Genomic DNA, 20,626 nt, shown 5'->3' with positions numbered 1-20,626 from the left:
TGCGTATCGAAAGGTGAACGAGGAAAGTTTCGCAGGGCGCGCCGCACACATCGTCGTCAAACAATCCCCCAAATTTCAGAGGATGGTGCACGCGGCACACTCTACATGCTATCCGTCAAAGACCCAGCATCGCTCGCAACACATAGCCGGCAATACGCGGGTTCTCTTTCATGCGCCGGGTGCTGTACCCATACCAGTCTTCACCATACGGCACATAGATGCGCACGCAAAATCCCATCTCTCGTAGCCAGTCACGCAGCGGCTCGCAGACGCCTAGCAACATTTGAAATTCAAACTGTGTCGGCGCGATGTGGCGTTGTCGAATCATCGCAACAATTTGCCGGACCAGCACCTGGTCGTGCGTAGCAATGGCAATGAACGTCCCGGCGTCAAAGCAACGTGATACATGATGCAAAAAATGGGCGTTGATAGCACTTCTGTCCCGCCAGGCATCCTTCACCAGATGGGATTGATCTTCTGCATAAATGCCCTTGCATAGTCGCAAGCTGCTTTGTAGATGGATAAGCTGTTCAATATCTGCATAGCTGCGTTGCAGATAAGCCTGCAAGGCCAGACTCAGTTTGTTGCTGTATTGCTTCAAGCGAATGAACAATTCAATTTCCATCTGGGTGCAACTAACATCTTCCATATCCATACATACAGGCAATGCATGGCCTTCAGCGACGTCCACGATTTGCATCAACATTTGTTCACACTGCGCCGGGTGCAGTAACAACCCCAGAGCAGTAGGCTTGACTGAGATACCTGCGTTTAATCCATGCGCATGGATAGCGTGCAGCAGACGGATATATTCATTGGTCGTATCGGTTACCTGTGACAAATTGCCAGCCGATTCCCCAAGCACATCGACAGTGACTTGAAAACCAAGGGCGTTCAGTTCATGAATACGAACCAGGGCATCTGCCAGCTTGTTACCAGCGATATAGCGACGAGAGATGCTTTGTATCAGGGCGCGAGGAAGCCAGGGAATGGCATGCGCCACCAGGGTGTTAATTAATTGCATGTAAACTCCAAAACGAATAACTGAATGCCGCAGCCAATCCGATGCGCTGATCGAAAAGTCATGGGCAAAGCAAGAATGCCGACAAGTGGATTACCAGTCGGCGCAAGGCAGCATGCAGACGACACGCTTCTCAGCACGTGTCAGCGAAGTGCGTTCAGTTAAATGATGTTGGAGGCCAGGCAGCGCGTTGCATTAATTTTTCTCAGGTAAGCTGAAATTTTACGTTTTGCGTTCATCTTTCAGGTGAAAGCAAAACGGGAAGCCATAAAAGCGGCTTGCTAAGCATACCTTAAACAGGGCATTCTTTGTCAAGAAAATTCTTGTTTCCGACCACGTATCGGAAGATGGGCAAGGGATGTTTGGTAGGGCGCGTCGCGCGCACTTTTTTTAAACACGTCACACCCATATAACGAAGGCGGTGCGCATAGCGCACCCCACAGTTTCGCAGCTTTATCGACCACCATCACAAGGGCGTTTCTGCCACCGAATTCACTTGCTCAACAGTTGGAAAATTCTTGACCAGATAGCGTGCGGGATAGCCCTCCACTTCCTGCATCAGGTCGGCGGCAATGCTGATGGCGGCCTCCCAGGTAATGATCTTGGTTTGATGCTCACTCTCTGTGTCGCCGGGCATCAACAAAGCCACCAGGTCGGTTTTGGGTAATAGCGATACGACGCCACGGGTCCAGGTGCACAGCGAGGTCAGCAGGCCGGTTTGATTGTTCTTGAAGACGGTAAAGGTCGCCACAAAAACGTCTGTCTTGTTTTTTTCGTACAGGGCTTCCAGCAATTCTTTTTGCGAGCTATAGTCTTCTGCCATGAAAGACGTCTGCAAGGATTTCAAACTGGCCAGTACATCAGGATCTTCTGGTATATAGCTGACGATATGGCCATTCTTGATTTTATACATGCCGGCAGACACAACCCGACCTTCTTTTTCGCTGCATTCCTGCGAGTGGGCTATCATGCACAGTTGACCGGCGATATTCGCTGCGGCAGTCAGCAAGAAACGCCCACGTGTGGGCACCATCATGACCGGGTCGCTGCCGCAATTGGCGCGATAAGCCAGGTCTGGCATCAGAATGCGCGATGAGTCGTAGGCATCCTCCCACACGCCCGCCACCACGCCAACGCCTATGTCTACAAATTTATCGGTCGTGCGATCACGCAGGTTGGCCAATGCCACATCCATCGCATCCTGCACGCTGACACCCCAGGTTTCAAAATTGGAGCGATTGACCAGGGCCATCGAATGTTCGGTGTCATAAGCCAGCATCAGCACGGCGTCGTCGCTGAAGCTCAGTGACGCTTCATCATAGGACATGGGCTTATCCTGGATCAGGCTGGTCAGGCGTAAATATTCGCCCTGTCCGCGCGGTTTCACGCTGGGCATGAGATGGGCTTTGGCACTGGCAAAATCATCCGGTATGCCTTCCAGTTGCAGGCCGGCAGTATATTTCAGCAAGACCGTATCACGATGGCTTTTGGGCGAAGCACAGTAATCACGATAGGCATTGTGCAGATTCAGTACATGGGAACCAGCGTCCCCCACCAGCAGGCGGAACTCGGTTTCATCAAAACGGATGAGCTGATCCACCCCCTGCCGCCGCGCAAAATTGATGACGATCTGTCCAAATTTTTTGGCGGATGGCTTGCTGCTGAAAAAATCAAAAATGCCCATGGCTGTCCTGTGCGATTAGTAAGATTAATTACCGTTACTGTGCAATTCGTAGGTGGAGGTGACCTGCCAGCTTATTTTACCAAGCTTTATGACAAATTTAGGGCGTGTTGACCTACCCGTGCCATTTTCCCGGTTATTCAACAAAACAAACTCAACAAAACAAACAATCACCCCCTTGAGCAACAGCGACCATCGTATCCGATACCAATTTGCGTATCATCATTCACAGAAAATTGATTGGCTGTTTTCCTGCATACCTTTTAGCATGCACCACGCGGTCGTGAATAGCGCCCTTCCAACCAGCCGAATGCAGAGCGAATACAGAATGAGCACATTGTCCAGGATCACCCTCGGGGTATTGATCAGCAGCGCCTTGCAGGCACACGCCGCCGGATTGTCAACCCTGTCAACCCTGCCACCGCTGCCACCCATGCCTGCCATCCCCCCCGCGTTACCCATAGACAGCGTACCACTGGGTGACAGTAAAACCGCTGCCGAGGTCAAGCTGGGCATACCTATCACACCCGGCCCCTTCCAGCCCACCTGGGAATCAATCGAAAAAAACTACCCCGGCACGCCAGCCTGGCTGCGTGAAGCCAAATTTGGCATCTGGGTACATTTTGGCCCACAGGCGGCAGGCAAAAGTGGCGACTGGTATGCACGCAGGCTGTATAACCCCGACACCCCCGCATACAAAAACCACCTCAAGGACTATGGTCACCCGTCACAGACCGGCTACAAGGAAGTCTTGCGTGACTGGAACCCGGTGCAGTTGGACCCTGCCAAACTGACTGCCATATACAAGGATGCTGGTGCCCGCTTCCTGATCGTGCAAGGCGTGCATCATGACAATTTTGATTTGTGGGATTCGCGCTACCAGCCCTGGAACTCGGTACGGCTAGGGCCAAAACGTGACCTGGTCGGCGAATGGGCCAAGGCCGCCAAAGCGGCGGGCATCCGTTATGGGGTGGCGTTTCACCATGAATATTCATGGTGGTGGTGGCAAACTGCCTTTGGCAGCGACACCCAGGGTGAACGTGCCGGCATCCCTTACGACGGTCAGTTAAACCTGGCAGATGGCGTCGGCAAATGGTGGCAAGGACTGGACCCCAGGCTCTTGTATAACATCGATCTGCGCGAATACCAGGGTGTCAGCAAAGCTGCCTATTCGCCCTGGAACCCGCCACCCGATGGCCTGTTCAGCCGTCATCAGGATTTTGCCAAATGGTATGCCACACGCTGGGCCTTACGTATGATGGATGTGGTGGATCGTTACGACCCTGATTTCATCTACACCGATGGCACCGGCCCACAACCCTTCAGCGGCGACCATACCGGTACCGGCTTCAAGGCCGATGCCACCCAGACAGTCATCGCCGATTTTTATAACCATGCGCTGAAAACACGGGGCAAGATTGATACCTTCAGCATCATCAAGTTTCGGCCCAACACCAATGGCACGGTGAATACCGAAGAAGGCACCATCCCCCGCAACATCAAGACCGACCAGGCCTGGATAGCCGAAACCCCGGTCGGCGACTGGTACTACCAGCCGGGCTTTACCTATGATTCTGGCGCGATGATACGTTATCTGCTGGAAGAAGTGGCGCGTGACGGCAACGTCGCCATTTGCGTGTCGCCCCTGCCGGATGGATCACTGGATGAAGGCAGCACCCGCATGCTGCAAGAAGTCGGCAACTGGCTACGCCTGAACGGCCAGGGCATTTATGGCAGCAAAGCCTGGGTGCGTCTGGGGGAGGATGAAAAGGCGGGTGAAGGCGGAGGCGACAAACTGCGTACCCTGCCTGGCCATGCATTGGGCAAGAAGCAGGCTGAATTTGCGTTTGGCCCGCATGACTTCCGCTTCACCAGGGGCAAGGACGGGTCGCTGTATGCGTTCAGCATGGCGGTACCGACAGCCAGTACCGAAATCAGGATACGGTCATTGGGCAGTGCAGAAAACCTGCTGGGCAAGCCCGTCACGTCCGTCAGCCTGCTGGGTCATCAGGGTGCGCCGCTACAGTGGAAGCAACAGGCAGATGCGTTGGTCATTACCGCCCCATCTGCCATGCCGTATGCCACGGCGGTCGCCTTTAAAATCGATTAACGTTCTTTGACCACGCCACGGTAAATCAGGAAAGTCGCCAGCAAGCCAAAGCTGCCGGCCATCGCCATCCAGTAACCAGGCGATGCCTTGTCGCCAGTGGTTTCTATCAGCCAGGTAGAGACCAGCGGTGTCAGGCCACCAAACAAGGCCGTGGCCAAACTATACGCCAGCGAAAAACCGGTGGTACGAATACGCACGGGGATAATCTCTGTCAGCGCAACGATCGTCGCACCGTTATAGCTGCCGTACAGGAAAGACAGCCACAACTCCACCACCAGCATATGTTGAAAGCTGGGGTTGGCGATCAGCCATGACAGCAAGGGATAAGCCGTCACCGCAGTCAGGCCAGAAAACAGTGCCATGATGGGCCATCTGCCGATGCGGTCAGACAATGCACCCATGACCGGCAGCCAGATAAAGTTGGATACACCCACGCACAGCGTCACCAGCAGGCTTTCCACCGTAGTCAGTTTCAGCACGGTTTTGCCAAAGGTCGGTGTGTACACCGTGATCAGGTAAAAGGATACCGTGGTCATCACGATCAGCATGGTGCCGGTGACGACCAGTGGCCAGTTGAGGGAAATGGTTTTCAGCATTTCCTTGAAACTGGGGTGGGTTTTTTGCGCCAGGTATTCTTCTGTCTCTTGCAGCGAGCGGCGGATGTAAAACACCACCGGGATGATGGAACAGCCGATGAAGAAAGGAATGCGCCAGCCCCAGTCAGCGATGAATTCCTTGCTCAGGGTTTCATTCAAAAAGTAACCCAGGCCCGCCGAAAAGATGATGGCCACCTGTTGGCTGGCTGATTGCCAGCTGACATAAAAACCTTTGTGGCCCGGCGTCGCCATTTCTGACAGATACACCGATACGCCACCCAGTTCCACCCCGGCAGAAAAACCCTGCAACAGGCGGCCAACCAGTACCAGGAAAGGTGCCAGCAAACCGATGGTGGCATAACCTGGGATGAAGGCAATCATCGCGGTACCCGACGCCATGATGCCCAGCGTCAGCACCAGCCCCTTGCGACGACCGATGCGGTCAATATAACTACCCAGGATAATCGCCCCCAGCGGTCGCATGAAGAAACCGGCGCCAAAGGTGGCAAAGGTCATCATCAGGGCGGCATATTCACTGCTGGCCGGAAAGAATGCCTTGGCGATATAGGTGGCATAAAATCCAAACAGGAAAAAGTCATACATTTCAATGAAATTACCGCTCGTGACACGGATCACGGTAAAGAATTTCGATTGGCGTGGTGCAGGTGCACTGCTGCCCTGTTCAACACCGCGGGCGGCTATGGTGGTTGCGCTAGACATATTATTCGACCTTTGTACTTGGTGGCTGACTTTCCAGCCAGCGGGGTCTGTGAGAATTGAATCTGGATGAAAACAGATGAATCGGGATAAAACTATATCAATTACTTTTTGCCTGCCACTGGTTCAAGCCCAGTCTCTGCAATCACGCCGGCATTTTTTTCTGAGGACAAAAAATTCAACAAGGCCTGCGCCTGGGCCGGCACCTTGCTGCCGGTGACGATGGCGGCAGAAAAAGCTGTCGTCAATTGCACTTCCTGTGGCAGCAGGCCGACGATGTCTATGCCCTCTACCGGCAATAGTTCACTGCGCTGCTGGCAACCAAAATCGGCTTCGCCATGGGCGATGATTTCACCAACTGGCGTGGCGGGGATTTGTGCTGCCTTGCCCTGCATCTGGTCGGCGATATCGAGTTTTTTCATCAACTGGTGTTTGATGTATTCGCCACTGGCGCTGTCAGAATAAGCGACCTTGCGGGCTTGCAAGAAGGCACGTTTCAAACCGTCAATGGTACTGATGTCCGGTTTGGCATTGCCTTTTTTTACTGCACAGGCAATCGGTGAATTGGCCAGCACCACCTTGCTGCCAGCGACCAGCTTGCCTTCTTTCATCAGGGTGTCGAGCGAATCGCCGACCATGATGACGACATCAATTTCTTCGCCGCGCGCCATGCGCACCGGGATGGCATTGGTGGTCGTCCCCATCGACGGGCCCCAGCCGGATACCAGCTTGTCGCCGCTGGCCTGCTCATAGGCAGGTGCCAGGTTTTTGTAAGCCTGGGCAAAACCGCCCGAACTGACCACCTTGATGTCGGCCGCCATCGCCTGGCTGCCAGCACACAGTGTGGCGACGGCGAGGGTGATGCCGACGGCACAGTGGGATATACGTTGGGACATGCGCTGCATACTCTGTGACCTGCGGTGGGACGTAAATAGGGACATGATTTTTGCTTCCTTGATGAAATCAGAATTTGTGCATCAGGCCCAGCGTCAGCCCAAGGCCGTTGCTGTTGTTGGCCTGGCCGCCGGTGACACCGGCGGCATTGCCTTTCCAGTTGGTATAGTCAGTTTCGATATACACGGTGCTGCGTTTTGACAGGGCTTTTTCCAGGTAAGCAAAGCTGCGGTCAAAGCCGTCATCGACAAAGCCGCTGGCGTCACGACGCACGCGGTAATAGGCCGTGGTCAGGGCCAGGTCAGGGCTGACAGTGAATGCTGCGCCAGCAGAAGCGATGCGCTGCCGGGTTTGTTTGGTGGTGCTGGTATCGGCACGATTGCTGCCAAAATTGGCTTTCAATTGCACGCTACCCACCTGGTAAGCGGCACCCAGAGTATAGGCTTGCAGGCCAAAGTCGGTACTGTTCTTGAACTTCATGTAGGCACCAGAAATACTCAGGCCATCTTGCTGATACGCCAGGCCCGCCCCCATGGTAGACAAGGCACTGCTATTGCCCGCCACTTCGCCAAAAGAATAAGACACACGCGCCACCAGCGGACCAAAATCACCGGTGTATTTCAGCATATTATCCAGGCGATAATAATTATCGGCATAGCCGCTGGTGCCATATTGCACGCCAAACGCATGGGTGCCAAAAGCGGTATTGCTGAGTGCGGTGACATTGATGTTGGGGTTGAAGCCGGCATACCGCATGCCCAGCGGGTCTACCGGCGAAATAGCGTCAGACAGGATCGTTGCCTGACGACCGGCAGTCAGGCTGCCATAGCCGGATTTGATGCCGACAAAGGCCAGGCGATCAAACAGCTTGTCTGATTTTGCTGATGCACCGGTATCGATATTCAGGCCACCTTCGAGCTGGAACACGGCTTCCATGCCATCGCCCAGGGCCTCTTGCCCTTTGATGCCCCAACGGCTGGTATTATTGATGCCGCTGTTGAGCGCCATGCTGGACCCGGACACAAGCGGGGCATTGTTGGCATTGATGCCGGTACTATAATGCACGCCCAAATCGGCGATGCCATACAGGGTAACGGCGGATTGGGCAAAGGCGCTGCCGCTGGCAGCCAGCAGGACGGCGAGATAAGTAGGCTTGAACATGGTGTCTCCAAAGTTTTTTGCCTTCTTGATGAGGCATTTTGATTGCAATAATGCTATTTGATGAACGGGTCAATATTGGTTAGGACTTACGCAAAATTGTCCCAGCAAGTCGCTGCAACACAACTGAGGCGATTTTGCGTAAGTCCAGGCGTATTGCCCGTTTTTCTTAGTTCTGCATCATCCTTCACGTGGCATAATTTGTGAATTGCAATATTTCTTAAGATTAATGCATGGGACGCATCAATTTCGATTTACAGGAGCTACAGGCTTTTGTTGCTGTGGCCGACCGCAGCAGCTTCAAGCAGGCTGCCGAAGACCTGTTCTTGTCGCAGCCGGCACTGAGCCGCCGCATAGAAAAGCTGGAAGACACGCTGGGCGTCAAATTATTTGAACGTACTACCCGGCGCGTACAACTGACCAATATAGGCCGGGGGTTTCTGGCCAATGTGCGTACCGCGCTGGATGAGCTGGAGGGCGCCATTTTGGGTGTGTCTGACCTGGCCGCCCACCGCACCGGCATTGTCACCCTGGCCTGCGTGCCGTCAGCCGTGCATTATTTTTTACCGGCGGTGCTGAAAAACTTTACCGAACGTTTTCCCAAGATACGCGTGCGCATCCATGATGAAAGCGCGCAAGACGTGCTGAACCTGATACTGGCCGGCGAAGCCGATTTCGGCATCAATTTTGCCGGGGCCGAAGACCCGGAAATCGACTTCAAGCCCATCTACAAAGAGACCTATGTGCTGGCCATGCGTCGTGACCACCCACTGGCCAAGCGCAAAAAACTGTCGTGGAAAGAAACCGCCAACGAGCGGCATATTGCCGTGTCCAAATCCAGCGGCAACCGCAGCCTGATCGACAATGCCCTGTCTGGCGTGGAAAAACACCCGACCATCTTTTACGAAGTCAATCATGTAGCCGGCATCCTGGCGCTGGTGGAAGCCGGCATGGGCGTGGCGGCCGTACCGCGCTTGTCCCTGCCACCACACATCCAGGCGACGCTGGTCGGTGTGCCTTTGGTCAACCCGCCCATACACCGGACACTGGGCCTGATCTGCAAGCGCGGGCGCATCATGCCGCCTGCCGCACAAACCCTGTTCGATATGCTGGACCAGAGCATCACTGATAAAAAATCCCTGCCCTGATGAAACTGTCTTTTGCTTTTGCGTTTTCTTTCCTGAAACGGGGCCTGTATGTGCAGGTCATCTGCGCCGTCATCCTTGGCATAGGCGTTGGCTACCTGTGGCCAGCACTGGGGACAGAACTGAAACCGCTGGGCGATGCCTTCATCAAACTGGTAAAAATGATGCTGGCACCGCTGGTGTTTTGCACCATTGCCGGTGGCATTGCCAGCCTGAATGAACGACGCGGCATTGCCCGGACCCTGCTCAAGGCGATGGCAATTTTTTATCTGCTGACCTTGCTGGCCCTGTTGCTGGGCTGGCTGGCCGCCGCCATCATGCAGCCAGGTGCAGGCTGGCATTTTCATCCGGCAGCGGCAGACCAGAATGTCATGTTAGCCATGTCTACCTTATCCAGCACCACGGAAAACCAGGGCCTGGCGCGCTTTGTCCTGCACATCATCCCGGCCACCTATGTCGGTGCCTTTGCCGAACCCGAAGTCTTGCCAGTATTGCTGCTGGCCCTGCTGACTGGCTTTGCCATGGCCCGCACGCGCCAGGCCGGTGACCGCATGCTGACTGTCGTGGATGAATTAAGCCGGCTGTGTTTCAGCATTTTTGGCAGCATCATGAAGCTGGCCCCCATCGCTGCCTTTGCCTCGATGGCGTATACCGTGGGACGCCATGGCATACAATCCATCGCCGGTTTCAGTTACCTGATACTGAATTTTTACCTGGCCTGCGCGGTGTTTGTGGTCGTCATCCTGGGTGGCCTGGCCAGGCTGCATGGTTTCAGCCTGTGGAAACTGCTGCGCTATATACGTGAAGAATTATTTGTGGTGCTGGGCACCTCATCGTCCGAGCCGGTGTTGCCACCGCTGATGCAAAAACTGCAAGCCCTGGGCTGCAAGAAAGATGTCGCCGGGCTGGTACTGCCGATGGCGTATTCCTTCAACCTGGATGGCACCGCGATTTACCTGACGCTGGCTTCGCTGTTCATCGCCCAGGCCTGTGACATACCACTCAGCAACGGGCAAATTCTTGGCTTGATTGCCACCATGCTGCTGACATCCAAAGGTGCCGCCGGTGTCAGCGGCAGTGGCTTCGTGGCGCTGGTGGCAACGCTGACCGTCATCCCCGATTTGCCGCTGGCAGGTGCTACCCTGCTGCTGGGCATAGACCGCTTCATGTCAGAAGCCCGCGCCCTGACGAGCACCATCAGCAATGTCGTGGTGTGCCTGGTGGTGGCGATGTGGGAAGGTGCCTGTGACAGGCAAACCCTGAAGCAGCAACTGGATCAGCAAGACTAAAACATTCCCTACACAGACCTGGACTTTTCTACAAAAAGGAAAGCATCATCCGCCAGTTTGCGCAACAGGCGTGCCAGTTCGATCACGTCCTGTTTATCCCAGTCGGCCAGCAGTGAAGTCATGATTTTTTCCCTGGCACCATCCAGCGCGGTCGTCATCACCCTGCCCTTTTCGGTAATCACCGCTTCCTTGATGCGGGCATCTTGCGCATTGACCTGGCGCGTAACCAGGCCCGCCCCTTCCAGTTTCGTGATTTGCCGGCTGACGGTGGTGTAGTCACGGCCACACAGTTCAGCCAGTTCACCTATGCCCAGCGGCCCGCGGCGCTCTACCCGCACCAGTAAGGGGAACAGTGCACGATCAAGATCAACACCGGCTACCGCGATCAGCGCCGCGTCCGGCTGGGGCCGGTTAAGTACGCCGGTCAGGTCCAGCAGCGCCTCACGCAATTGCATTATTTCTTGCTTCATGCTTTTCTTTCTGATTAAATATGTGCATAATACACTCAATTATCTAGCCACCGTTATCCAGCAACCGTCGCCCTCGCTACAGGGCAAACTTACTTTTCAGGAGTGAACAATGAAAGCAGCAATTATAGTTGAGGCAGGCCAGCCACCCGTGTACGGTGACTTTACCGATCCGCAATCCGCACCTGGCAAAAGCCTGATCCGGGTAACCGCTTCGTCCATCAGCCATGTCACCCGGGGCCGTGCATCCGGGCAGCATTACAGTGCTGACAATACTACTGGTTTCATACCGGGCATCGACGGCACCGGTATTGATGAAGACCATCAGCGCGTCTATTTTCTGTTGCCCGATAAACCTTATGGGGCCATGGCTGAATGCTGTGTCGTTGACAAGACGCACTGTGTCGTCATACCCGACAGCTTGAGTGATGCGGAAGCCGCCGCGATGGCAATCACCGGCATGTCGTCATGGGCTGCGCTGGTGGAACGTGCCGACCTGCGCGCCGGTGAAACCGTCCTCATCAATGGCGCGACCGGCGCATCTGGCCGACTGGCGATACAGATTGCCAAGCATCTCGGGGCAAAAAAAGTCATTGCAACCGGGCGCAATAGCGGCGTCTTTGACGATCTGCGGCTGCTGGGAGCAGACGTCACCATCGACCTGAGCCAGGACAAAGACGCCCTGGAACAAGCCTTCAAGAATGAAATCGAGCAAGGGGTCCATATCGTCCTGGATTATTTGTGGGGCCTGAGCGCAGAGCTGCTGCTGGTTACCGCCGCCAGGGCCAGCCCGGATGGAATGCCAGTCCGCTTCGTGCAGATCGGTTCGGTCGGCGGTGCCGACATCAAGCTGCCGGGCGCGGTGTTGCGCTCGTCCGCCTTGCAGCTCATGGGTAGCGGCATAGGCAGCGTCGCTTTTCCCAAGCTGTTCAAGGCGATCAAGTCGGTATTAAACACGGCCCCGCTGGCCGGCTTCAAGATAGCGGTCAATACCATGCCGCTGGCAGATGTCAGTCGGGCATGGGCTATAGATAATGCTGACGCACGCATAGTCTTGCTGCCCTGATCAGGACGCATAGGTCAGAGCTAAGGTCAGCACCAAGGTCAGAGGTCAGAACTGAGGTTAATTTAGCAAATTATTAACAACGATATTTCACGGACTGGAATCTGTGGAAGTGCACTGCAATCGGGATACACTGAGGCTTTCAAGCCTACATCGCGATGCATGAAACACAGGTTCCTCTCATTCCTGCCTGCCCTTGCAGCGGCTAGCCTGATCAGCTTGCCGCTGTTCGTGCTGGCTGGCGAAAAGATCATTGTCGTCACTGAAGAATATCCCCCTTATAACTATACCGAACAGGGCAAGCTACGGGGGTATTCGGTACAACTGGCAGAGACCTTGCTGACACGCGCTCATTTTGACTATCAGATGCAAGCCTACCCCTGGGCACGTGCCTACCAGATGGCGCAGACCCAGCCGAATGTACTGATTTTCAGCATCGTCCGCCAGCCCGAACGTGAATCGCAATTCCAGTGGATAGGCACGATCGCCAAACGTGAAGCCTATCTGTACAAGCTGGCAAGCCGCACAGATATACGCGTCAAAACCATAGAAGACGTGAAGCGCTACAAGGTGGGTGTCAACAAGGCAGATATCACCGAAGACATCCTCAAGCAACATGGTTTTGAAGTGGGCAGGAATATCGATATATCACCGCAGGACAAATCGAATATCAGCAAACTGCTACTGGGCCGCGTCGATTTCATCATAGGCACGGAATTATCAATCGCCTATTTATGCAGGCAAGCCGGCATCAGCCCGGACAAACTGGAACGCAGCATTTTGCTGGCCGATCATGGTGACTATTACCTGGCCATGAGCCGGCAAACCCCGGCCACCATCGTCAACACTCTGCGCGCCGAACTGACCACCATGAAAAAGAATGGCGAGCTGAAACGCATCGCCAGTCAATACCTGTCTGCCAGGTAGATTTTCCTCAACCGTGACCAGATATAAATACGGCACAACACAGTTATTCTATTGGCATTCAATTTGCAATCCTTTACTTGCAAATTGACAAGGATTGGCCGATAGTTAATAAAAGAGACGGATTACAACACCCACTGTCGCCCCATAAGTTAAGCAAAAAAAAGCGGGCAGGACCAGGGCGTGTTGACCTAGTGAACTGTAACAGTTGAAACAGAAGTGAAAGACGCTTGCCCGGCGATCAGGGCAAGACAAGGTTAACACTTATGCACAGCGATAGTGAACTATCGCGAGCATTTGCAACGCAGCCATGGTCGTCGCGCAAGCGGAAGGCACTCTGTTTTCAATTGTTACAGTCCACTAGATGCAGGACACTGCTTCACCCGAAGCGGCATGCGTTTGATTTTGTTGTGCCTTTCCCTTTGCTGGCGTCAATGAGGACATCATGAAAATTAAAAATCTGCCTATCGGTACACGGCTTGGTATTGGTTTTGGCCTGGTGTTGTTACTGGCGACCATTTCTTCCTGCATAGGCCTGTGGCGTCTGAATGAAGTTGCCAGCAATACCCGCGCCATGATGCAGGAACCCCTTAAAGAAGAACGCATGACCGCCGAATGGTACCGCATCACCGTGGCGGGCCTGAAACGCACACTGGCGATAGTCAAAAGCAGCGATGATTCATTGACTGATTTTTTTGCCAGCGATGCCAAGTCATCCACTGCCCGCAATAACGAAATCCAGAAATACATGGAAGAGCATATCAGCTCACCTGAAGAAAAAAAGCTGCTGGACAATATCATCAGCGTGCGCAAACAATATATCGCTGTGCGTGACGCCATTTACAAGGCAAAAAAAGACGGCCAGGCAGATGAAGTCGCCAAGCTGTTTGAAAAATTTCAACCATTGTCAGATGCTTACCAAAAAAGCGAACTCGACTATCTTGATTTTCAACAGCAAAAAGTCGATAGCCTGAGCCATGACGTCGACAAGATTGCCGAAAACAGCCGCATCCTGATCAGCATCATGATCGTGACCTTCGTCCTGTTTGGCAGTTTGTGCGCCTGGTATCTGACCCGTGGCATCACGCGGCCCATGAACAGTGCTGTCACGCTGGCACGCAGTGTTGCCGACGGTGACCTGACCAGCCATATCGAAGTCAACTCCACCGACGAAACCGGCCAGCTCATGCAAGCCCTGAAAGACATGAATGATGGCCTGCAAAAAATTGTCAGTGAAGTACGCGACAGTACCGACACCATCGTCACCGCATCGACAGAAATTGCCGCTGGCAATATGGATTTGTCATCACGTACAGAAAGCCAGGCTGGCTCGCTGGAAGAAACTGCTTCGTCGATGGAAGAACTGACCAGCACCATGCAACAGAATTCGCAAAATGCCAAAGAAGCCAACAACCTGGCCAACGCGGCATCCGAAGCCGCCGTCAAGGGTGGTTCAGTGGTGTCACAGGTGGTAGACACCATGGGCTCCATCAGCGCTTCATCGAAGAAGATCGTTGACATCATTGCCGTGATTGATGGCATCGCCTTCCAGACCAATATCCTGGCATTGAATGCTGCCGTCGAAGCCGCCCGTGCCGGTGAACAGGGCCGTGGCTTTGCCGTGGTGGCGTCAGAAGTGCGTAACCTGGCCCAGCGTTCTGCCAGCGCCGCCAAGGAGATCAAGGAACTGATCGCCGACTCGGTAGAAAAAGTCGATGAAGGCGCACGCCTGGTCGACCAGGCCGGTGCCACCATGACAGAAATCGTCCAGAGAGTGGCCCACGTCACCAACATCATGAGCGAAATCAACAATGCCAGCAATGAACAGTCTGCCGGCATCAACCAGATCAACCAGGCCATCATCCAGATGGACAATGTCACCCAGCAAAATGCCGCGCTGGTGGAAGAAGCCGCCGCCGCCGCACAAAGCCTGCAAGACCAGGCTTCCAACCTGTCGAACGTGGTCAGCATTTTCAAGATCAATCGCCAGGCCAGCTATGCGGCCCCGGCAGCGGCGCGCCCGGTCAAGGCAGCAGCCGTATCCCGCAACAGGGTGACTTATCAGCGTTAACGATGGCTACATGATGGACGTCCAGAAAACCACGGCTACAGGTGCAGGTATACCATGAAACTCTTGCCTGTCCTGTCTGCCTTACTCTTATTCCTCTGCCAGCCTGACGGCATGGCCAGCACTATCATACGCACTGCCGCACAAGAGGCATCCGAACCCAAGTTCATCACCATCAACCAGCAAGGCAAACCTGCTATCGGCGGTATTTGCGTTGACATCATGCGGGCGCTGGAAAAAGTGGACCCTGACTTAAAATTCGTCGGCGACCAGACCTGGCAACCGCGCATCCGCATTGATGCGGGCATGAAGGCTGGCAATATCGATGCCTTCTGCGGAGCGCAACGCATAGAACGCAATACTTCGCAATATCACTTTCTCGATACCGTGCTGTTTACGGTCAGCTACCTGCTGGCGGTACGCGCCGATGACGACATCGACATCCAGAACTGGGACGACATACGCCAGTTGGGCAACAAGGGCGTGATCCTGGCGCTGCATGGCTTTGGCATCGTCGACATCCTGGAAAAAATAGGGGGCTTGAAGATCGATTCCGGTGCCACCTCTTCCCTGTCCAACCTGAACAAGCTCCTGGCCGGACGCGGGCGCTTTTATTGCCACCGTTCCCCCGGCATCAAACTGTCGATACAGCAAGCCGGGCTGGAAAGCAAAATCCGCCTGCTGGCCAGACCGCAGTTGTCAGAAAAATTCTATATGGGCCTGTCCAAAACCCTGCCCGCCGACCAGACCAGAAAAATCAACAACGCCCTGGTGTCACTGGAAAACAGTGGTGAGCTAAGAAGGATATTTGAAAAGTACCAGGAATAGTCATTGACGTTTCAGCACTCATTTCACAAACAGGGGTGAGATGAGTGCTGGTTCAGTTCCTCCACAAGCCTCCAGGTAAAATAGTGCGCCAACATTCTTTTCGAAGTATTACTACAAATTTACAAAACTCACTGCGCCTGGCAACTTGCACCGCTATCCCCATTCTCTCATTAACAACTATGAAAATGAAGGATACGTGTAGCTACCCCTCCCTCCTGAAAATCAGTTTCAAGCCCATGTTGACTGCGTAATTTTATTACTCGCATTGATCATTTTCATAATTGTGACCCCTCGGTATCCCGCCTAGAGTGGACTAGAACTCATTTCATCAATAGGGATGCGTTCTAAATAAAAAAACCAGGGAGACGCTGTAATGAAAATCAAATGTGGACGCATTTCCGCATCCATTCGTCCTGCGCGACGTACTGCATGCCGACCTCCAGTGGATTAGCCACTAGCACCCGATTATCAGCAACTACGATGTCTGTTCAATACTGTCCCAACAAAACAGGGAGGCAGTTTGTCGCCTGCTGCATCGACAAGTGAACCCCCGCCAATCAGTGAAAGACCAATATCATGAAACGCTTTTTTTCTTTGCTTCCTACTACAGTGGTAAAAAAAGATGTGACAATGGATCGCTCGGGACTGGCATTGCCACCTTCGGCCTATGTCACCAAAGGCAATAATGGTCGCAACATCCCTGCACGTAACGTCAACGTCCGCCGCATTCTCGCCCATGTTGTGCTGGCCGTGCCCTTGTTGGTGACAATCGGGGCGACAATCGGGGCCACTACACTTCCAGCACAGGCCGCACCGGCCTATACGTGGAACAACGTAAAAATCATTGCAGGCGGCTTCGTTGACGGTATCGTTGCCCATCCTGCACAACAGGGGCTGTTCTATGCCCGCACCGACATCGGCGGTGCCTATCGCTACAACTCAGCAACCAGCACCTGGATTCCGCTCAATGACTGGACAAGTCCATCCAATTGGCACCAGATGGGTATCGAGACCATCGCCATCGATCCTAACAATGCCAACATGCTTTACATGGTGGCAGGCATGTATACCCAAAACTGGGATGGCAACGCATCCGTGCTGGTGTCGTCGAATCAGGGTGCAAGTTTCACCTCGTATCCCTTGAGCTTCCGTACAGGCGGCAATGACGATGGCCGCAATGCTGGCGAAAAACTCCAGGTTGACCCGAACCTTGGCTCTACCCTGTTCTATGGCACCTTCAACGATTCGGCGCAGAGTGCCACTAACGGGCTGTGGAAAAGCACCAACAGCGGCAAGAACTGGACAAAAGTGAGCGGCTTCCCTGCACTCTCTAACGATGGTACCGGCGCAGGCGTGGCTTTCGTCGCCGCCTACAAGGCATCCAGCACCAAGGGCAGCGCGACCAAGACTGTCTTTGCAGGCGTCTCTACTTCGGGCGCGGCCTCAAGCGGCACGACCATTTATAAAAGTGCGGACAACGGCACCACCTGGACGGCGGTGACAGGTGGGCCCACCGGCCTGTATCCAACGCACGGCCAAATCGGGCCAGACGGCAATTTGTATATCACCTTTGCCAACGCCATAGGCCCCAACGGGATGACGGCAGGCCAGGTGTGGAAGTACGGCATAGGACCAGGCAGCTGGCAAAACATCACACCGCCTAACCCCAACAGCTACCAGTTCGGTTATGGCGGTCTGGCGCTTGACCCGCAGAAATCGGGAACGCTGGTCGTCATGACCATGGATCGCTGGTATCCGGGCGATACCATGTTCCGCAGTACCAACGGCGGCTCCAGCTGGGTCGATGTCGGTGCCGCCTCAACCCGCAATTCCAGCCTGTCGCCGTGGGTAAATTTTGGCAGCGCGACGGCTGGTTTCGGCAACTGGGGGCAGGTGGCGATTGATCCATTCAATTCGGCCCATGCCTTTTACGGTACCGGAGCAACCGTGTGGAGTACCACCAACCTGACCGCCGCAGACAGCGGTAAGGCAACGAGTTGGAGCATCGGTGCCAACGGTATCGAAGAAACAGCAACGTTAGCGTTGATCTCGCCCACCTCAGGTGCACCGTTGATCAGTGGCGTGGGCGACATCTGCGGCTTCGTACACACCAGCCTGACGGCCTCTCCGGCCACGGGCATGATGTCCAACCCGATCTGCTGGAACGGCACCGGCCTCGACTACGCCAAGTCCGTTCCGGGCAAGATTGTGCGTGTCGGTACCGGGTCGTCGGTATTCGGCGCAGTCTCCACTAACGGTGGCAGCAGCTGGACGCCATTCGCCAACCAGGCAGGCTCTGCCACCGGCGATGGCACGGTAGCCATTTCAGCGGACGGCAATACCATCGTCTGGGGGCCGAAAGACGTGGCTCCGGCGTATTCCGTCAACAACGGCTCCAGTTGGACGTCAACAGGCCTGCCAGTGAGCTCATCCTGGCAAATGTTGTCTGACGGTGCCAACGGCAATCTGTTCTATGCCTACAATTCGTCTACTGGCACTTTCTATGCCAGCGCCAATAAAGGCGTGAGCTGGTACACGGCGTCTAGCCTGGCGATGGGTGGCAAGGTGACGGCGGTAACCGGCAACCAGGGGGATATCTGGCTGGCCTCTTCGTCCGGTCTGTATCGCAGCACCAGTTCTGGTTCGGGCTGGACCAGGATATCCTCTGTGACGTCAGCCATCTCGGCAGGCTTTGGCAAGCCAGCAAGCGGCGCGACTTACCCGACCATCTATATGGCGGGGACGGTCAATGGCGTGACTGCCCTGTTCCGTTCGACGGACACAGGCAACACCTGGGTGCAAATCAACGACAGCCAGCATCAGTGGGGCGGCTACAGTATCGTGATTGGCGATCCCAAGACCTTCGGTACCGTCTATGTAGCACCGAATAGTGGTCGGGGCATTATCTACGGCACCTCGCCAAACTGAACTTTGTACATTCTGGAAGCGGGAACAGCAAACTCTCGCTTCCAATTTTTTATCATGTCAATGAAAATGACAACGGCGCATGCAGTCACTGCGGTACAACTATTTCCGTTTGAGTAACCTGGATAGGACTTACGCAAAATTGTCCCAACAAGGCGCAGCGACGAAGACAGTACTTTAGTACGGCTAGGAGCTGCAACGCAGTTGGGGCGGTTTTGCGTAAATCCTATTGGAAAATGAATCAATGAAAACAATATCCCGGTCGCAGTCTTCCACAGTCACATTTTCTGTCACCTTGTTGATCTGCTCCGCATTCTTCATGGGTGCTGTGCCAAGCCTGGCTGCAAGCCCAACATTGCCGACACCAGCTGATGACCGCAATGAAACCATCGTGTATTCAACGCGTCCGCTGGAATCGTGGCATGTCACGGTTGCTGATTTTGAATCGCAGACAATATTGAACGGTACATCCGCAGTGGTCCCCAGACCTGACAATCCCAAGGTGCCCAACAGCATTGTCAGCGTGAATATATCCGGCAAAGACGCGTCTGCTGATGCGCTGGCACTGCATTGGAAAGATGCATGGTATGCCAGCTTGCGCATTGACGGTGGAACGCCACTCGATTTGCGCCCCTACCTTCTCCAGGGAGTGCTGGCATTCGACGTTAACGTGGAAAATATGGCGCAAGGTGGCCTGGCGTTCAAGATAAGCTGCGGGAAAAATTGCGAACGCAAGATCCCTTATCTGATACAGGCGCGTGCACTGGCTGGTAAAGGCTGGCAGCACCTGGTTTTTTCCATGCGCTGCTTTGCGCGCGAGAGCGATGATTTCAGCGCAGTGACGCAAGCCTTTGCGCTGGATGCCAGCGGCACCGGCGACGTGACCGTTGCCAATATCAAATTTCAAAAATCGGGCATACCCAATACGGCGTGCCCCGATTACAAAACTGAGTCGGTCACGCCAGATATGCTGAACGAATCCTGGTCTATCGACTGGTGGCTGTTGCGGCATCAACAGAAACTGGAAGAAATCAGGAATCTCAAGGCGCAGCATGAAAACAGTGAACTGGTGTTCATTGGCGACTCCATCACGCATAACTGGGAAAAAGATGGCATCGACGTATGGAATCGCCATTACAGACAATACCATGCGCTGGATTTGGGTTTTGGCGGCGATCGCACAGAAAATGTGTTGTGGCGATTGCAGCATGGCGAAGTGGATGGCATAGCCCCCAAGGTCGCGGTATTGATGTTCGGCACGAACAATACCGGCGCGCGTCAGGAAAACCCCATGACCACTGCAGCGGGAATCAAACGCAATATCAAAGAACTGCAGCAGCGCTTGCCCAACACCAAAATCCTGTTGCTGGCGATTTTTCCGCGTGACGAAAAGCCGGGCAGCCAGTTGCGTCGAATCAACGAAGACATCAATGCGATCATCTCTGGCATCGCAGATAACAAGAAAATATTCTTCCTGAATATCAATAAAGCCTTTTTGACTGATGACGGCATCCTGTCAAAAGACATCATGCCGGATTTGTTGCACCCCAATGCAACAGGTTACGCTATCTGGGCGAAGGCAATGGAGCCGGAATTGCGAAAATTGATGCAGCCGTAATGTTCATTTGAAAATCAGACATCCGGAAAATGCATGCGGGGTGACGCATCTGTGTCGCGACCGGGCAAACTATGCGTCTTATAGTTTTAAACTCACCAGAGAACGTTTCGTGGAAACTTTCG

At 54.2% G+C, this 20,626-nt stretch carries 15 protein-coding genes; 9 read left to right on the top strand and 6 right to left on the bottom strand.

Features of this window, described 5'->3' with window-relative positions:
* Nucleotides 1-115: 115 nt before the first annotated feature.
* Together ACO0LM_RS20220 and ACO0LM_RS20215 are read right to left on the bottom strand one after the other, a co-directional pair.
* Nucleotides 116-1,024 (bottom strand): proline dehydrogenase family protein, encoded by a 909-nt coding sequence (locus ACO0LM_RS20220; protein WP_423039320.1) that lies wholly within the window; start codon nt 1,022-1,024, stop codon nt 116-118.
* Between the two features lie 463 nt (nt 1,025-1,487).
* On the bottom strand, nt 1,488-2,705 hold the full coding sequence (locus ACO0LM_RS20215) for a hypothetical protein (RefSeq protein ID WP_423039318.1): 1,218 nt from the start codon (nt 2,703-2,705) through the stop codon (nt 1,488-1,490).
* 325 nt (nt 2,706-3,030) lie between these two features.
* Here ACO0LM_RS20215 and ACO0LM_RS20210 point away from each other — a divergent pair, with 325 nt between their 5' ends.
* Entirely contained in the window at nt 3,031-4,812 is a 1,782-nt protein-coding gene (locus ACO0LM_RS20210) for an alpha-L-fucosidase (protein WP_423039316.1), read from the top strand.
* On the opposite strand, the gene ACO0LM_RS20205 is transcribed toward ACO0LM_RS20210, so the two are convergent.
* The 3 genes from ACO0LM_RS20205 to ACO0LM_RS20195 form a co-directional block, all read right to left on the bottom strand.
* Nucleotides 4,809-6,128: an MFS transporter gene (locus ACO0LM_RS20205; RefSeq protein ID WP_423039314.1), complete on the bottom strand. Its 1,320-nt coding sequence runs from the start codon at nt 6,126-6,128 to the stop codon at nt 4,809-4,811. The two genes, ACO0LM_RS20210 and ACO0LM_RS20205, sit on opposite strands and share 4 nt — an antisense overlap.
* A gap of 101 nt (nt 6,129-6,229) precedes the next feature.
* Nucleotides 6,230-7,021: a substrate-binding domain-containing protein gene (locus tag ACO0LM_RS20200; RefSeq protein ID WP_423039312.1), complete on the bottom strand. Its 792-nt coding sequence runs from the start codon at nt 7,019-7,021 to the stop codon at nt 6,230-6,232.
* 67 nt (nt 7,022-7,088) lie between these two features.
* Nucleotides 7,089-8,180, bottom strand: coding sequence for a porin (locus ACO0LM_RS20195; RefSeq protein WP_423039310.1), 1,092 nt, complete (start codon nt 8,178-8,180; stop codon nt 7,089-7,091).
* A 230-nt stretch (nt 8,181-8,410) separates the two neighbouring features.
* Between ACO0LM_RS20195 and ACO0LM_RS20190 the strand changes: the two genes are divergently transcribed.
* Together ACO0LM_RS20190 and ACO0LM_RS20185 are read left to right on the top strand one after the other, a co-directional pair.
* Nucleotides 8,411-9,325 carry a LysR substrate-binding domain-containing protein gene (locus ACO0LM_RS20190; RefSeq protein WP_423039308.1) on the top strand — a complete coding sequence of 305 codons (915 nt, stop codon included), beginning with the start codon at nt 8,411-8,413 and terminating at the stop codon, nt 9,323-9,325.
* On the top strand, nt 9,325-10,611 hold the full coding sequence (locus ACO0LM_RS20185) for a cation:dicarboxylate symporter family transporter (protein WP_423039306.1): 1,287 nt from the start codon (nt 9,325-9,327) through the stop codon (nt 10,609-10,611). The genes ACO0LM_RS20190 and ACO0LM_RS20185 overlap by 1 nt, the downstream gene beginning before the upstream one ends.
* 8 nt (nt 10,612-10,619) lie before the next feature.
* Here the strand turns inward: ACO0LM_RS20185 and ACO0LM_RS20180 are convergent, their stop codons facing one another.
* Nucleotides 10,620-11,081 (bottom strand): MarR family winged helix-turn-helix transcriptional regulator, encoded by a 462-nt coding sequence (locus ACO0LM_RS20180; protein ID WP_423039303.1) that lies wholly within the window; start codon nt 11,079-11,081, stop codon nt 10,620-10,622.
* Nucleotides 11,082-11,190: 109 nt separating this feature from the next.
* On the opposite strand from ACO0LM_RS20180, the gene ACO0LM_RS20175 reads away from it, so the two are divergent.
* The 6 genes from ACO0LM_RS20175 (at nt 11,191) to ACO0LM_RS20150 (ending at nt 20,504) form a co-directional block, all read left to right on the top strand.
* Complete coding sequence (locus ACO0LM_RS20175; protein ID WP_423039301.1) at nt 11,191-12,144, top strand: quinone oxidoreductase family protein; 954 nt, start codon at nt 11,191-11,193, stop codon at nt 12,142-12,144.
* A 159-nt stretch (nt 12,145-12,303) separates the two neighbouring features.
* Complete coding sequence (locus ACO0LM_RS20170) at nt 12,304-13,068, top strand: substrate-binding periplasmic protein (protein ID WP_423039299.1); 765 nt, start codon at nt 12,304-12,306, stop codon at nt 13,066-13,068.
* A gap of 442 nt (nt 13,069-13,510) precedes the next feature.
* Complete coding sequence (locus tag ACO0LM_RS20165) at nt 13,511-15,136, top strand: methyl-accepting chemotaxis protein (protein WP_423039297.1); 1,626 nt, start codon at nt 13,511-13,513, stop codon at nt 15,134-15,136.
* A gap of 54 nt (nt 15,137-15,190) precedes the next feature.
* Nucleotides 15,191-15,961: a substrate-binding periplasmic protein gene (locus ACO0LM_RS20160; RefSeq protein WP_423039295.1), complete on the top strand. Its 771-nt coding sequence runs from the start codon at nt 15,191-15,193 to the stop codon at nt 15,959-15,961.
* A gap of 576 nt (nt 15,962-16,537) precedes the next feature.
* Nucleotides 16,538-18,889, top strand: a complete 2,352-nt coding sequence (locus ACO0LM_RS20155) for a hypothetical protein (protein WP_423039293.1) — start codon at nt 16,538-16,540, stop codon at nt 18,887-18,889.
* Nucleotides 18,890-19,130: 241 nt separating this feature from the next.
* The gene (locus ACO0LM_RS20150; protein WP_423039291.1) at nt 19,131-20,504 is read left to right on the top strand and encodes a GDSL-type esterase/lipase family protein; all 1,374 of its coding nucleotides are present in this window, start codon (nt 19,131-19,133) and stop codon (nt 20,502-20,504) included.
* Nucleotides 20,505-20,626: the final 122 nt, after the last annotated feature.

This window comes from Undibacterium sp. Di26W, from assembly GCF_049340265.1.
Taxonomy (GTDB): Bacteria; Pseudomonadota; Gammaproteobacteria; order Burkholderiales; family Burkholderiaceae_D; genus Undibacterium.
The sequence above is the reverse complement of the archived record's forward strand: the minus strand, read 5'-3'. Positions and strand labels throughout refer to the sequence as shown.